Genomic DNA, 13,899 nt, shown 5'->3' with positions numbered 1-13,899 from the left:
TGCGCATTAGATGCAACGCATCAGTGACCCAGCTCGCGGGAGGGTACCAGACCGCTCGCCCGCCAGGCGGGATAGAGGGTCGCCACCAGGCTCATCAGGATGGCGGCGCCCGTCACGATGAGTAGATCCTGCATATGCAACTCGGTCGGCAAAAAGTCGATAAAGTAGATATCCGGATTGAGGAAGCGGTGACCGATGAGCTTTTCGACAACGCTCAGGATCTGGGTCAGCTTGCTGGAGAGCAGACCACCCAGCAGGGCGCCGAGCAGGGCACCGGCCACGCCGTTGACCATCCCCTGAATGACGAAGGTGAGCCGGATCTGGCCGGGGCTCGCCCCCATGGTCTTCAGGATGGCGATTTCGCTGCGCTTCTCGTTCACCGCCATCACCAGAGTGGAGACGATGTTGAAGCAGGCCACTGCCACCACCATCAGCATCACCACATACATGACGGTACGCACCATCTGGATGTCCTGATAGAGGTAGCCCTGGCTGTTCATCCAGCTGCGGATATAGACGTGATGAGGGAACTGCTGCGCGGCGGCTACGGTGATGGATTGCGCCTTGAGCACATCGCTCACCCGTAGGCTGAAGCCCTCCACGCCGCTGCCCATGCCGGTGATCGCTTGCGCATCGGCCAGATGCATAAAGCCGAGCAGACCGTCGAGCTGACCACCGATCTCCAGCAGCCCCACCACGGTCAGGGCTTCGCGCCGAGGATTCTTGATCCCCGCCTGATCACCCCCTTGCGGCAGCAGCAGGGCGACCGAATCCCCCACCTTGACCCCCAGCTTGTCGGCGATGGTCTTGCCAAGGATCACCCCACGTTCACCCGGTTGCAGCTCACGCAGACCACGGCCCGTCATGTATTTGCCGGCATCCGACAGATTGGCTTCCAGTTCAGGCAGCACGGCGCGCAGTTGCACCCCCTTGAGGGCAGAGCCATGCTCCAGCAGGCCATTGAGGCGAATGACCGGCGCGGCCGCCTCAACGCCCGGCTGGGCCAGCAGGTAGTCACGCAGACGTGGCCAATCCGGCAGCGGCCGCTCGACGGCGTCCAGCTCACCTTGCGGCACGACCGAGAGCACCCGATCTTTAAGCTCCCGCTCAAAACCGTTCATGGCGGAGAGGCCCAGGATCAGCGCCATCACCCCGAGGGCGATACCGATCAGAGAAGAGGCAGAGATAAAGGCGATAAACCCGTTGCGACGGCGGGAGCGGCTGTAACGCAGGCCCAAAAAGAGGGGCAGCGGTTTGAACATCAGGCAACCTCCGCCATCACGCCGCTCACCAGGGTCACCCGGCGATGGAGCTTGGCCGCCAGGCTCAAGTCGTGAGTCACCACCACAAACGCAGTGCCCAGTTCACGATTCAGTTCACACAGCAGTTCGTACACCGCGGTGGCACTGGCGTGATCCAGATTACCGGTGGGCTCATCCGCCAGCACCAAGCTCGGTTCGTTGACCAGCGCCCGGGCGATCGCTACACGTTGACGTTCGCCACCAGAAAGCTCGGAGGGACGGTGGTTCAAGCGATGGGAGAGCCCTACCCTACCCAACATTTTGGTCGCCTTTTCGGTGGCAACCGCCACCGACTCACCGGCGATCAAGAGCGGCATGGCCGCATTTTCCAGCGCACTGAACTCGGAGAGCAGGTGGTGAAACTGGTAGACAAAGCCCAGCTCGCGGTTGCGAAAACGGGCCTGGGTGCGGCTATCCCAATGGTGGATATCCTCCCCCTTGAACAGCACGGCGCCACTGGAGGGGTTGTCGAGGGCCCCCATCAGATGCAGCAGAGTGGTCTTGCCGGAGCCCGAGCTCCCCACAACCGCCAGCATTTCACCGGGCGCGACACAGAGATCGATCCCCTTGAGCACCTGAGTCTCCAGCTCACCCTCTTTATAGACATGATTGAGCGCCTGGCAGCGCAGCAGAGGTTCACGGGATACGGCTTCATTCATAACAGGGGCTCCACTTACGCCAGTGACCACAGAGGCACCAGTAACAACGCCGGTACTCACACCGGAGGTAACAACAGAAGATGTATTATTCACGGCATTACTCATAACGCAGCGCCTCGGCCGGTTTCACCCGCGCGGCGCGGGCCGCCGGATAGAGGGTGGCACTGAAGCTCAGCAGCACGGCGCCCAGCAAGATGGTGATGACCTGAGCCGGCTCGACAATGACCGGCAGGCCACTGCCGCCCGCCGCCATATAGAGGTTGAGCCCCACCGCATTGAGCAGAGGGTTGAGACCCAAGGAGAGCGCAAGGCCCGCCAGTCCGCCAAACAGGGCACCAATCACCCCGCTGGAGGCGCCAAGCACCATAAAGATTTTGACGATCCCTGATTCACTCATACCCATGGTGCGCAGGATGGCCACTTCGCCCTCCTTGTCCGTCACCACCATCACCAGCGCGGAGAGGATGTTAAAGGTGGCGACGGCGATGATCAGAACCAGCATCAGCCCCATCATCCGTTTTTCCATGGCGACCGCCTGGAACAGCTCGCCCCGCTCGCGGCGCCAATCCTGCCATAGCAAGCCATCCGGCAGCGGCGTCTTGATCACCTCGTCAGCGGCAAAGGGATCATCGAGCCAGAGGCGAATGCCACCGACGGTTTCTGGCGGCAGGCGCAGCAGTCGCTGGGCATCCCCCAGGGCGATCAGCGCAATCTGGTTATCCACATCGGCACCGACCCCGAAGATGCCGGAGACGGTAAAGAGGCGCTGGGCCGGTACCCGACCAAACGGGGTGAAGCGGGTCCCTTCGGTCAGGATCAGGCGAACCTGATCGCCGATGGAGACATTGAGACGGCGTGCCACCCCCTGCCCCAGCACGATGCGGTAGTGGCCAGCCTGCAGGGTATCGAGGCGCCCCCCCAGCATCTGGGAGTGCAGGATGTCATCCTTGGGCCACTTTGCAGGGTCGATCCCCTGCACGCTCACCCCAGTCAGCTGGCCGGGGCTTTGCAGCATCCCTTCGCTGTCGAGCATGGGGGCCGAGGCGACCACATGGGGTAATTTGGCCAGATCCGGCAAGCCTTGCGGGTCTGCATCAATGCGGCCAGCCTGATTGGTCACCACCACATGGGGGATCACCCCGAGGATGCGCCCTTTGAGCTGCCCTTCGAAACCGTTCATTACCGAAATGACCACCATCAGGGCGGCAACCCCGATGGCGATGCCAAAGGTAGAGAACAGGGAGATAAATGAGACGAAGCGATTGCTGCGCTTCGAGCCTGCATAACGCAGGCCGATGGCCAGCGAAAGGGGCTGAAAAAGTCCGGTCTTCAAGGATATGTACGTTGCCAACAAAATAAGATACCGGATAATAAAGGGAAACCGTCCATGACAACAAGGGATAGCCTCCATGCAGGAACAGTTCTTCAGCGTCACTCATGCCACGCCGGTCAATGTGATCCCCATGCCGGCCGACTTCCACCTCCCCTCGCTGGAGGAGCTGGACGCTGAGCTGCCGGAGCCCTTTCGGATCTCTTCGGCCATTACCTCCATCGATCTGGTGACCACTCGCCTGCTGCGCAACCAGAACGAGTCGATGCACGACCTGATCGAGATCGTCAATCAGCAGTCCCGCAAGATCGACATGATCATGGGCTATGTGCTCTCCCTGCAGGACCATCCGGAGCAGCGCTTTCACACCCTGCGCTTCGGGGCTGGCCAGCTCACCTACCTGCACCCCTATCATGATCACGGGGCTGCGCCGCACCTGCACCAGATAGTGCGCCTCAAGATCTTCCTGCGGGAAGAGGCGGCCGCCATCTACTGCTATGGCCAGGTCAAACAGCTCGACGGCGGTGAACATGGCACCCATGTGCAGCTCGACTATGTGCGGATCCGCGAAGATGACCGTGAACTGCTGGTTCGTGCCAGCCTCCACGTGCAATCGAAGCAGCTCAAGCTGCGCGCCCAAGAACGTCAGCGCTAACCATAGCGAACGTCGCGATAGATAACGTCAACGTTAAAAGAATCGAATCATGCCAATGACACTCCCCGCCTTGCCCGCCAAAGCGGGCCAAAAGATCACGCTCGGCCAGCTGGTCGGCAGCAGCCTCTCGCTGATTGCAGCCCGTCTCACCAGTGAAGCCAAGGGGCCGGTACTGCTTATCACCGCCGATACCCCGAGCGCCCTGCGCCTGGAGCAGGAGCTACAGTATTTGCTGGCAGACAAGCAGCTAGCCGATCAGTCCGCCCCCGTATTGCTGTTCCCCGATTGGGAGACCCTGCCCTACGACACCTTCTCCCCCCATCAGGACATCATCTCCCAGCGGCTAGAGACCCTCTACAAGCTGCCACAGATGAGCAAGGGGGTATTGATTGTCCCCATCTCTACCCTGATGTTGCGCTGCGCCCCTCGGGTCTATCTCGACAAATACAGCCTGATGGTGAAGGCCGGTCAGCGCCTCAACCTGCAACAGCTGCGCGGGCGGCTGGCCGAGGCGGGTTACGTGGCGGTGGATCAGGTGCTGGAACATGGCGAATTTGCCGCCCGCGGCTCCCTGCTCGACCTCTTCCCCATGGGCAGTAGCAGCCCCTATCGCATCGACTTCTTCGACGATGAAGTGGACTCCATCCGCCCATTCGATCCCGAGACCCAGCGCTCCAGCGAACCGGTCAAGACGGTCAGCCTGCTGCCCGCCCGGGAATACCCTACCGACGAAGCGGCCATCGAACTGTTTCGCGGCCAGTTTCGCGAGCAGTTCGAGCCGTCGCGGGCCGAGGGCTCCGTCTATCAGGAGGTGAGCAAGGGGCGCTGGCCTGCCGGCATCGAGTATTATCTGCCGCTCTTCTTCAACCAGACCGCCAGCCTGTTTGACTACCTGCCGGAAGAGACCCTGCTGCTCACCGTGGGGGATATCTACCCCGCCGCCCAGCGTTTCTGGAACGATATCGGCCAGCGCTATGAAGACAGACGCTGGGACAACACCCGCCCCCTGCTACCCCCGGCCCAGCTCTATCTGCCGGTGGAGCAGCTCTTTGCCTCTCTAGGCCAATATGGCGCGGTGCGGCTGCAAGAGGCCGCTACCGCCGGTGATGCTGGTCAGCACGATCTGCCCATCTCGGCCCTGCCGGATCTGCAACTCGATCACAGCAAAGAGCAACCCCTGCTGGCGCTCAACCAGTTCCTCCAAGGCTTTGCCGGGCGCACCCTGTTTGCGGTGGAGTCCGAAGGACGGCGGGAGGTGCTCGGCGATCTGCTGGCGCGTATCTCGCTGCAACCTAAAGAGTTCCCCTCCCTCGACGCCTTTATGGCAAGCCAGGATCGTCACGGCCTGCTGGTGGCACCGCTTGAACGTGGCTTCCTGTGGCAGGAGGCCGGTCAGGATCCACTGGCGCTGATCACCGAGACCGAACTGCTGGGCGGCAAGGTGCGCAGCAAGCGAGCGCGGGAGAAGAGCAAAAACTTAAGCTCCGATGCGGTGATCAGAAACCTGGGCGAGCTGACCCAGGGTCAGCCGGTGGTCCATCTGGATCACGGGGTCGGCCGCTATCTGGGGCTCGAAACAATCGATGCCGGTGGTCTGCCCACCGAGTTTTTGACCCTCGAATATGCCGGCGGCGACAAGCTGTTCGTGCCGGTCACCAGTTTGCACCTTATCAGCCGCTACACCGGCTCTGATAACCCACCCAGCCACAAGCTCGGCGGTGAAGCCTGGAGCAAGGCGCGGCGCAAGGCGGCGGAGAAGGTGCGCGACGTGGCAGCCGAATTGCTGGATGTCTACGCTCATCGCGCCGCCCGCGCCGGTTTTGCCTTCAAGCACGACAAAGAGGCCTATCGCCAGTTTGCCGCAAGCTTCCCGTTCGAGGAGACCGACGATCAGCTCAACGCCATCAATGCGGTGCTGGGGGACATGTGTCAGGCCAAGAGCATGGACCGACTGGTGTGCGGCGACGTAGGTTTCGGCAAGACCGAAGTGGCTATGCGGGCGGCATTTGTGGCCGTCCACGGCGGCAAGCAGGTTGCCGTGCTGGTGCCTACCACCCTGCTAGCGCAACAGCACTACGACAACTTCCGCGACCGCTTCGCCAACTGGCCGGTGCGGGTCGAGGTGCTGAGCCGCTTCCGCTCAGCTAAAGAGCAGAGCGCTGTGATGAAGGAATTGGCCGAAGGCAAGGTGGATATCATCATCGGCACCCACAAGCTGCTCGGCTCCGAGCTCACTTTCAAGGATCTGGGGCTGCTCATCGTCGATGAGGAGCACAGATTCGGGGTGCGCCAGAAGGAGAAGATCAAGGCGCTACGGGCCGATGTGGATATCCTCACTCTCACCGCTACCCCCATTCCGCGCACCCTCAACATGGCGATGTCCGGCATGCGGGATCTCTCCATCATCGCGACTCCGCCCGCCAAGCGGCTCGCCATCAAGACCTTCGTGCGCCAGCACGAACCGGCGGTGGTGCGCGAGGCGGTGTTGCGGGAATTGAAGCGTGGCGGTCAGGTCTACTACCTGCACAACGACGTGGAGAGCATCGAGAAGTGCGCCGCCGATCTTGCCGAATTGGTGCCGGAGGCCCGCATCGGCATCGCCCACGGCCAGATGCGCGAGCGCGACCTTGAGCGGATCATGTCCGACTTCTACCACCAGCGCTTCAACCTGCTGGTCTGCACCACCATCATCGAGACCGGCATCGACGTGCCAAGCGCCAACACCATCATCATGGATCGGGCGGATCACCTGGGTCTGGCCCAGCTGCACCAGCTGCGGGGTCGGGTTGGCCGCTCTCACCATCAGGCCTATGCCTACCTGCTCACCCCCCATCCCAAGCTGATGACCAAGGATGCGGCGAAGCGGCTGGAGGCGATCGCCTCGCTTGAAGATCTCGGCGCCGGTTTTGCGCTGGCGACCCACGATCTGGAGATCCGTGGCGCGGGCGAACTGCTCGGCGACGATCAGAGCGGCCAGATCGAATCGGTCGGCTTCACCCTCTACATGGAGATGCTGGAGCAGGCGGTCGAGGCACTGAAAAATGGCAAGGAGCCATCGCTGGAGCAGCTGATGAGCCAGCACACCGAGGTAGAACTGCGCCTGCCTGCACTGCTGCCGGATGACTATATTCCGGACGTCAACATGCGTCTCTCCATGTACAAGCGGATCGCCAGTGCGGCGGACGAGCAGGAGCTGCGCGAGCTGAAAGTGGAGCTGATCGACCGCTTCGGCCTCTTGCCGGAGGCGACCAAAACCCTGCTGGAGCTGGCCGCTTTCCGCCAGCGCGCCACCGCCCTTGGCATTCGCCGGGTGGAGATGAGCGAGCGCGGCGGCTATCTCGACTTCACCCAGGAGACCAAGGTCAATCCGGCCTATCTGGTCAAGCTGCTCTCCAGCCAGCCACGGGTCTACAAGATGGACGGGCCGACCCGGCTGCGCTTCCAGGTGCCGACCCAGGATCGCGCCATGCGCCTGAAACTGGTAGATGGTTTGCTGGCTGATCTGGCCAGCAACAGCCTGTGAGGCTCTGCAACGCTAGCGGCGAGCCAGAGAGATAATGCCAACTAAAACGGGAGCCAAATTGGCTCCCGTTTTGTTTATGTTGGCTGGTGACTAGCGTCTCCCCTTGTGGGAGAAGGGTCGGGGATGAGGGGGGCAGTGAAAACCATTCCTCTCACCCTGCCCTATCCCTGGGAGAGAGGGAATCGCATCGGTAAATGTTGGGCTTCGCTGCGCTCAGCACCAACCTACACCTCTGACGATCAGCCCTGGTTAGCTGGATCCTCATGGGCGGAGAACTCGCGCATAAAGGCCTCGGCCCGCTCCACCATCTTGGTCGAGCCAACAAAGTAAGGGGTGCGCTGGTGCAGCGCGGTGGGCTGGATATCCATGATCCGGCCAAAGCCATCGGAGGCCTTGCCACCAGCCTGCTCTACCAGAAACGCCATCGGGTTGCACTCATAGAGCAGACGCAGCTTGCCGTTCGGCGAGTTGGTGCCGGACGGATAGATGTAGATGCCACCCTTGAGCAGGTTGCGATGGAAATCGGAAACCAAGGAGCCGATATAGCGGGAGGTGTAAGGTCTGTGGGTCGCCTCGTCGCGCTCCTGGCAATATTTGAGGTACTTCTTCACCCCGTCCGGGAACTTGATGTAATTGCCCTCGTTGATGGAGTAGATCTTGCCCTCTTCCGGAATGCGGATGTTCTCGTGGGAGAGGCAGAAGCAACCGATGGAGGGGTCGTAGGTAAAGCCGTTGACGCCAAAGCCGGTAGTGTAGACCAGCATGGTGGAAGAACCGTAGACCACGTAACCGGCTGCGACCTGACGGTTGCCCGGCTGCAGGAAGTCCTCCAGCGTCACCGGCGAACCCTGCGGGCTCAAACGGCGGTAGATGGAGAAGATGGTCCCGACCGAGACGTTGACGTCGATATTGGAGGAGCCATCGAGCGGGTCGATCAGCACCACATACTTGGAGTTTTTGGAGAGCGGCGAGTCAAAGGCGACGAAGTCCTCTTCCTCTTCCGAAGCCATGCCGCACACCTCGCCGCGCGCTTCGAGCGCCGCCTTGAAGCGTTCGTTGGCATAAACATCCAGCTTCTGCTGCACCTCGCCCTGTACGTTTTCAGCGCCCATGGAACCGATGATATCCGCCAGTCCCGCCTTGTTGATCTCCCGGTTCACCACCTTGGCAGCAAGGCGGATCGAGCTGAGCAACGAGGTCAGCTCGCCGGTCGCGGTAGGATAATCCGCCTGCTTTTTGACGATGAACTCACCCATGGTGATCATGTTTCGCATTTTTGTTCCTTTAGATCGCATCCGTTGGCATTGAAAACGTTTGCAGGCATCGGCAAAAAAAATGCCGATCACCGGCGGCCTTGATTTGTAACCTAATGTAACGTCTGTTTTTTGTTTTTGCAGCGAATTAAGCGGCCTAATAAATAGGCTATTTCGCCTCAGGTTATGGTAAAAGACGCGTTTTATTCGGTTTCATTCGATAACTTCCGGCCCCTTAATTCGTGGCAATAACCTGCGACAAGCCATGAGCTGACTGGCCTTGAGCCATTAAAAATGGAGTCTGATGGGCCTGCCGTTCCCTCAGCCATTGCCTCTTGAGATCCGATCGCCAATCCAGCACACTGATTTCGCTTTGGAAGCAAATAAAACTCAAGGATTATCAATGAACAAGACTCTCATTGCCGGCATGGTAGCCGGACTGTTTGCCCTTCCCGCCTGGGCTGCCCAGGTGCCTGCCGGTACCAAGCTGCTGCCGGATGCCCAACAAATCTACGTGACCAATATCGGCACCGAACCCACCACCATCGACCCCCAGCTGGTGGAAGAGACCGCAGGTAGTGCCATCGTCAACGATCTGTTTGAAGGGCTCTATGAGCTGGATAATACCGGCAAGATCAAGCCAGCAGGCGCCGTCAGCTACGACGTCGACAAGACAGGTACCATCTACACCTTCAAACTGAGGCCCGAGGCCAAGTGGTCTAACGGTGAATCGGTCACTGCCGCCGATTATGTCTACGGCTGGCAACGGGCGGCCGATCCCAAGACTGCCTCCAACTACGCCTGGTTTATCGAGTTGACCGGTGTGGTCAATGCAAGCGAGGTGACACAGGGCAAGAAGAGCCCGTCAGAGCTCGGGATCAAGGCGCTCGATGACCACACCCTGCAAGTCACCCTGAAAAATCCGGTCCCCTTCTTCCTGAAGACGCTGGCCCACTACACCACGTTCCCGGCCCCCAAGGCCACCATTGAAAAATACGGTAAGGATTGGGTCAAACCGGGCAATATCGTCTCCAACGGCGCCTTTGTACTCAAGGAGTGGACCCCCAACGAGCGGCTGAGCGCCGAGCGCAATACCCACTACTGGAACAACCAGCACACCGTCCTGAACAAGGTGATCTATCTGGAGATCGTCTCGGAAACCGCCGCCTACAACCGCTATCGCACCGGTGAACTGCACTACACCACTTATCCGCTGGAGCAGTACAAACAGCTCAAGAGCAAGAGCCCGGAAGAACTGGTCAGCGTCCCCACACTGGCCAGCTATTACTATGTCTTCAATACCCAGCGCAAACCGTTCGATGATCCGAAAGTGCGCAAGGCGCTCTCGCTCGCCATCGACCGAGAGACCATCACCGACAAGATTCTGGGACAGGGACAAATTGCCGCATATAGCTTCACGCCCCCCATTGTGGACGGTTTTGAATTGAAAAAACCGGCCAGCCAGCTGCAGAGCAAAGAGGAGCGGATCAAGCAAGCCAAAGCCCTGTTGGCCGAAGCGGGATATGGCCCGGACAAGCCACTCACAGTGGACATTCTCTACAACACCAACGAGAGCCACAAAAAGATTGCGCTGGCCGTCTCCTCCATGTGGAAACACAACCTGGGGGTCACTGCCACCCTCAACAACATGGAGTGGAAGACCATGGTCTCGGCACTCAACGAGGGGGATTTTGGCGTTAGCCGCTATGGCTGGAACGGGGATTATAACGATGCCTCCACCTTCCTCGACATCATGACCTCCAGCAGCAGTGCCAACAGCGGCAAGTGGTTCAACAAGGAGTACGACGCCCTGCTGGCCAAGGCCCACGACTCGCTGGATCCCGCTGAACGCAATGCCCTGTATCAACAGGCAGAGGCACTCATTGATGCGGATGCCCCCATCGCCCCCATCTATTTCTCGGTCAAATCCAGGTTGCTCAAGCCTTTCGTGAAAGGCTACCCCCACCTTAACCCGCAGGATGTGGTCTACAGCAAGGAGCTCTATCTGGTTGCCCAATAGACACTGACTGAACAGATCAACCAGACTTGCTGACCTTTGTTGTAGTGATGGTCAAGAGAGGCAGCTTCAAGTCCAGGTAATCTGAGTTGGACCGCCGATATCTGCAACAAGCGAACGCCAGAACCGCCTTCTGAACGACAAAACCCCCGATACGCTGTATCGGGGGTTTTGAGGTAGAAAACACAAGCTAAAAATGGGTGACGTTTTCAGCTTCTAGATCAGGCCACATTGCACTTGATCGCTTGGCTCAGCTGGCCCAAGTGATTATGTGATCAATCCACTCACCAGCCTGCTCCTCGTGAACCACTTTGCCACGTACAGATTGACCCGCCTGATGCATGGCAGAACGACTGCCGGTCAGCAGCGGATGCCACTCTGGCAGAGTATCCCCGTCAGCCAGTAAACGATAGGCGCAGGTAGAGGGGAGCCAATCATATTCGGCAATCTTGTCGTGAGTTATCTGCAGACAGTCAGGCTCTTTTTTGAAGCGATTAAGATAATCGGAACACTGGCAGGTCTTGGTATTGAGCAGGTTACAAGCCACATTGGTGAAAACCAGTTCATCTGTATCTTCATCAATGAGCTTGTTAAGGCAACATTTGCCGCAACCATCGCAGAGGGATTCCCACTCGGATTCAGTCATCTGCTGCAGACTCTTGGTCTGCCAAAAGGAGGATTGCATCATACCGCTCACTTAATATGCCTTCTCAAACGCGTGGTTATACCTATTGTTACCCTGAATTTCAAGGTTGGCATGGCCCACGGAGTTCTTTAGCAATAAAAACCAAACATAAAAAAACCGGCGCCTTGGCGCCGGTTTTTGCTCACTATCTCTCGATTACAGAGAAGCAGTGAAGGTACGGGTGATGACGTCTTGCTGTTGCTCTTTGGTCAAAGAGTTGAAGCGAACGGCATAACCGGATACGCGGATGGTCAACTGCGGATATTTCTCCGGGTTTTCCATGGCGTCCAGCAGCATTTCACGGTTCATCACGTTAACGTTCAGGTGCTGACCACCCTCTACGTTGGATTCGTGGTGGAAGTAACCGTCCATCAGGCCAGCCAGGTTGGCTTTCTGGGCTTCCATATCTTTACCCAGTGCGTTCGGAACGATGGAGAAGGTATAGGAGATACCATCTTTAGCGTAAGCGAACGGCAGCTTGGCTACGGAAGTAAGGGAAGCAACAGCACCTTTCTGGTCACGACCGTGCATCGGGTTTGCACCCGGGCCGAACGGAGCACCGGCACGACGGCCATCCGGGGTGTTACCGGTCTTCTTGCCATATACCACGTTGGAGGTAATGGTCAGAACAGACTGGGTAGCAACAGCACCACGGTAGGTGTTCAGCTTCTGAATCTTCTTCATGAAGCGCTCAACCAGGTCACAGGCGATATCATCAACGCGAGCGTCGTTGTTACCGAACTGCGGGTATTCGCCGTCGATTTCGAAGTCGATGGCAACGCCATCTTCGTCACGAATCGGCTTGACCTTGGCGTACTTGATGGCAGACAGGGAGTCAGCCGCTACAGACAGACCAGCGATACCACACGCCATGGTGCGATATACGTCACGGTCGTGCAGCGCCATCAGAGAGGCTTCGTAGCTGTACTTGTCATGCATGTAGTGGATGATGTTCAGCGCAGCAACGTATTGCTTGGCCAGCCAATCCATGAAGTGGTCCAGACGATCCATTACGTCGTTGTAGTCGAGGTACTCGGACTTGACCATCTCGGTTTTCGGACCGACCTGGATCTTGAGCTTCTCGTCCATACCACCGTTGATTGCATACAGCATGGTCTTGGCCAGGTTGGCACGAGCACCGAAGAACTGCATCTGCTTACCAACGATCATCGGGGATACACAGCAAGCGATGGCGTAGTCATCGTTGTTGAAATCCGGACGCATCAGATCGTCGTTCTCGTACTGAACGGAAGAGGTCTCGATGGATACCTTGGCACAGTACTTCTTGAAACCGACCGGCAGCTTCTCGGACCACAGGATGGTCAGGTTCGGCTCAGGGGACGGGCCCATGGTGTACAGGGTGTTCAGCATACGGAAGCTGTTCTTGGTGACCAGAGTACGGCCGTCAACGCCCATACCAGCCAGGGTCTCGGTCGCCCACATCGGGTCGCCGGAGAACAGTGAATCGTATTCCGGAGTACGCAGGAAGCGAACCATACGCAGCTTCATGACCATGTGGTCCATCAGCTCCTGTGCTTCTTGCTCGGTGATCAGGCCTTTTTGCAGGTCACGCTCGATGTAGATATCCAGGAAGCTGGAGGTACGACCGAAGGACATGGCTGCACCGTTCTGGGACTTGACTGCCGCCAGGTAGGCGAAGTAGGTCCACTGTACGGCTTCTTTAGCGTTCTTGGCCGGTACGGAGATATCGCAACCGTACTTGGCAGCCATCACCTTCATCTGTGCCAGGGCACGGTGCTGCTCGGAGATCTCTTCGCGCAGACGGATGGTGGCTTCCAGGTTGACGCCGTTTTCCAGGTCAGCTTGCAGGGACTTGAACTGGGCCAGTTTGTCGGCCATCAGGAAGTCAACACCGTACAGGGCAACACGACGGTAGTCACCGATGATACGGCCACGGCCGTAGGCATCCGGCAGACCGGTGATAACACCAGACTTGCGGCAGTTCAGGATGTCTTTGGTGTAAACGTCAAACACGCCCTGGTTGTGAGTCTTGCGGTATTCGGTGAAGATCTTCTCGACCATCGGGTCCAGTTGACGACCGTACACTTCGCAAGAAGTTTTAACCATCTTGATACCGCCGTTGGCGATGATGGCGCGCTTCAGCGGCTTGTCAGTCTGCAGACCAACGATCTGCTCCAGGCTCTGATCGATATAACCGGCATCGTGTGCGGTAATGGTGGAGGGCAGGTCAGTATCAAAATCAACCGGCGCATGAGTGCGGTTCTCGATTTTGATCCCTTCCATGACCTTGTCCCACAGCTTGGTGGTCGCTTCGGTCGCGCCAGCCAGGAAGGACTCGTCACCTTCATACGGGGTGTAGTTCTTCTGGATGAAGTCACGGGTGTTGACAGAGGTCTGCCATTCACCGGCCGCGAAGCCTTCCCATGCTTTTTGGAACTGTTCGTTAAGTTCTGCCATTTTTCATTACCTCACACGGTATTGATGTAGTATCCCG

At 58.6% G+C, this 13,899-nt stretch carries 9 protein-coding genes; 3 read left to right on the top strand and 6 right to left on the bottom strand.

Going from position 1 to position 13,899, the window contains the following annotated elements; translation table 11 throughout:
• Positions 1–20: 20 nt before the first annotated feature.
• The 3 genes from lolE to I6L47_RS01505 form a co-directional block, all read right to left on the bottom strand.
• Positions 21–1,262, bottom strand: a complete 1,242-nt coding sequence (lolE, locus tag I6L47_RS01515; protein ID WP_216948480.1) for a lipoprotein-releasing ABC transporter permease subunit LolE — start codon at positions 1,260–1,262, stop codon at positions 21–23.
• The gene (gene lolD / locus I6L47_RS01510) at positions 1,262–1,960 is read right to left on the bottom strand and encodes a lipoprotein-releasing ABC transporter ATP-binding protein LolD (RefSeq protein WP_005336988.1); all 699 of its coding nucleotides are present in this window, start codon (positions 1,958–1,960) and stop codon (positions 1,262–1,264) included. Before lolD ends, lolE begins: the two co-directional genes overlap by 1 nt.
• 97 nt (positions 1,961–2,057) lie before the next feature.
• Positions 2,058–3,293: a lipoprotein-releasing ABC transporter permease subunit gene (locus I6L47_RS01505; RefSeq protein WP_005345085.1), complete on the bottom strand. Its 1,236-nt coding sequence runs from the start codon at positions 3,291–3,293 to the stop codon at positions 2,058–2,060.
• Positions 3,294–3,369: 76 nt separating this feature from the next.
• Between I6L47_RS01505 and I6L47_RS01500 the strand changes: the two genes are divergently transcribed.
• On the top strand, positions 3,370–3,945 hold the full coding sequence (locus I6L47_RS01500; protein ID WP_005336991.1) for a hypothetical protein: 576 nt from the start codon (positions 3,370–3,372) through the stop codon (positions 3,943–3,945).
• A 55-nt stretch (positions 3,946–4,000) separates the two neighbouring features.
• Positions 4,001–7,468 (top strand): transcription-repair coupling factor, encoded by a 3,468-nt coding sequence (gene mfd / locus I6L47_RS01495; RefSeq protein WP_216949294.1) that lies wholly within the window; start codon positions 4,001–4,003, stop codon positions 7,466–7,468.
• A 239-nt stretch (positions 7,469–7,707) separates the two neighbouring features.
• Here the strand turns inward: mfd and fbp are convergent, their stop codons facing one another.
• Complete coding sequence (fbp, locus tag I6L47_RS01490; protein WP_005336993.1) at positions 7,708–8,742, bottom strand: class 1 fructose-bisphosphatase; 1,035 nt, start codon at positions 8,740–8,742, stop codon at positions 7,708–7,710.
• Positions 8,743–9,124: 382 nt separating this feature from the next.
• Here fbp and I6L47_RS01485 point away from each other — a divergent pair, with 382 nt between their 5' ends.
• Positions 9,125–10,741, top strand: a complete 1,617-nt coding sequence (locus I6L47_RS01485) for a peptide ABC transporter substrate-binding protein (protein WP_216948479.1) — start codon at positions 9,125–9,127, stop codon at positions 10,739–10,741.
• Between the two features lie 247 nt (positions 10,742–10,988).
• Here I6L47_RS01485 and I6L47_RS01480 read toward each other — a convergent pair whose 3' ends face one another.
• Together I6L47_RS01480 and pflB are read right to left on the bottom strand one after the other, a co-directional pair.
• A complete protein-coding gene (locus I6L47_RS01480) occupies positions 10,989–11,423 on the bottom strand; it encodes a YcgN family cysteine cluster protein (RefSeq protein WP_075112995.1) in 435 nt (144 codons plus the stop codon).
• Between the two features lie 156 nt (positions 11,424–11,579).
• The gene (gene pflB / locus I6L47_RS01475) at positions 11,580–13,862 is read right to left on the bottom strand and encodes a formate C-acetyltransferase (protein WP_058056933.1); all 2,283 of its coding nucleotides are present in this window, start codon (positions 13,860–13,862) and stop codon (positions 11,580–11,582) included.
• Positions 13,863–13,899: the final 37 nt, after the last annotated feature.

Source organism: Aeromonas sp. FDAARGOS 1417, from assembly GCF_019046985.1.
In the GTDB taxonomy this organism is placed as follows: Bacteria; Pseudomonadota; Gammaproteobacteria; order Enterobacterales; family Aeromonadaceae; genus Aeromonas; species Aeromonas veronii.
Note: the sequence above shows the minus strand (reverse complement) of the source record. Positions and strands in the feature narration are given on the sequence as shown.

What these genes read in the sequence shown, in the direction of transcription:
- fbp (WP_005336993.1), bottom strand. Translation starts at nt 8,742, where the DNA reads ATGCGAAACATGATCACCATGGGTGAGTTCATCGTCAAAAAGCAGGCG.
- pflB (WP_058056933.1), bottom strand. Translation starts at nt 13,862, where the DNA reads ATGGCAGAACTTAACGAACAGTTCCAAAAAGCATGGGAAGGCTTCGCG.
- I6L47_RS01485 (WP_216948479.1), top strand. Translation starts at nt 9,125, where the DNA reads ATGAACAAGACTCTCATTGCCGGCATGGTAGCCGGACTGTTTGCCCTT.
- lolE (WP_216948480.1), bottom strand. Translation starts at nt 1,262, where the DNA reads ATGTTCAAACCGCTGCCCCTCTTTTTGGGCCTGCGTTACAGCCGCTCC.
- mfd (WP_216949294.1), top strand. Translation starts at nt 4,001, where the DNA reads ATGACACTCCCCGCCTTGCCCGCCAAAGCGGGCCAAAAGATCACGCTC.
- lolD (WP_005336988.1), bottom strand. Translation starts at nt 1,960, where the DNA reads ATGAATGAAGCCGTATCCCGTGAACCTCTGCTGCGCTGCCAGGCGCTC.
- I6L47_RS01480 (WP_075112995.1), bottom strand. Translation starts at nt 11,423, where the DNA reads ATGCAATCCTCCTTTTGGCAGACCAAGAGTCTGCAGCAGATGACTGAA.
- I6L47_RS01500 (WP_005336991.1), top strand. Translation starts at nt 3,370, where the DNA reads ATGCAGGAACAGTTCTTCAGCGTCACTCATGCCACGCCGGTCAATGTG.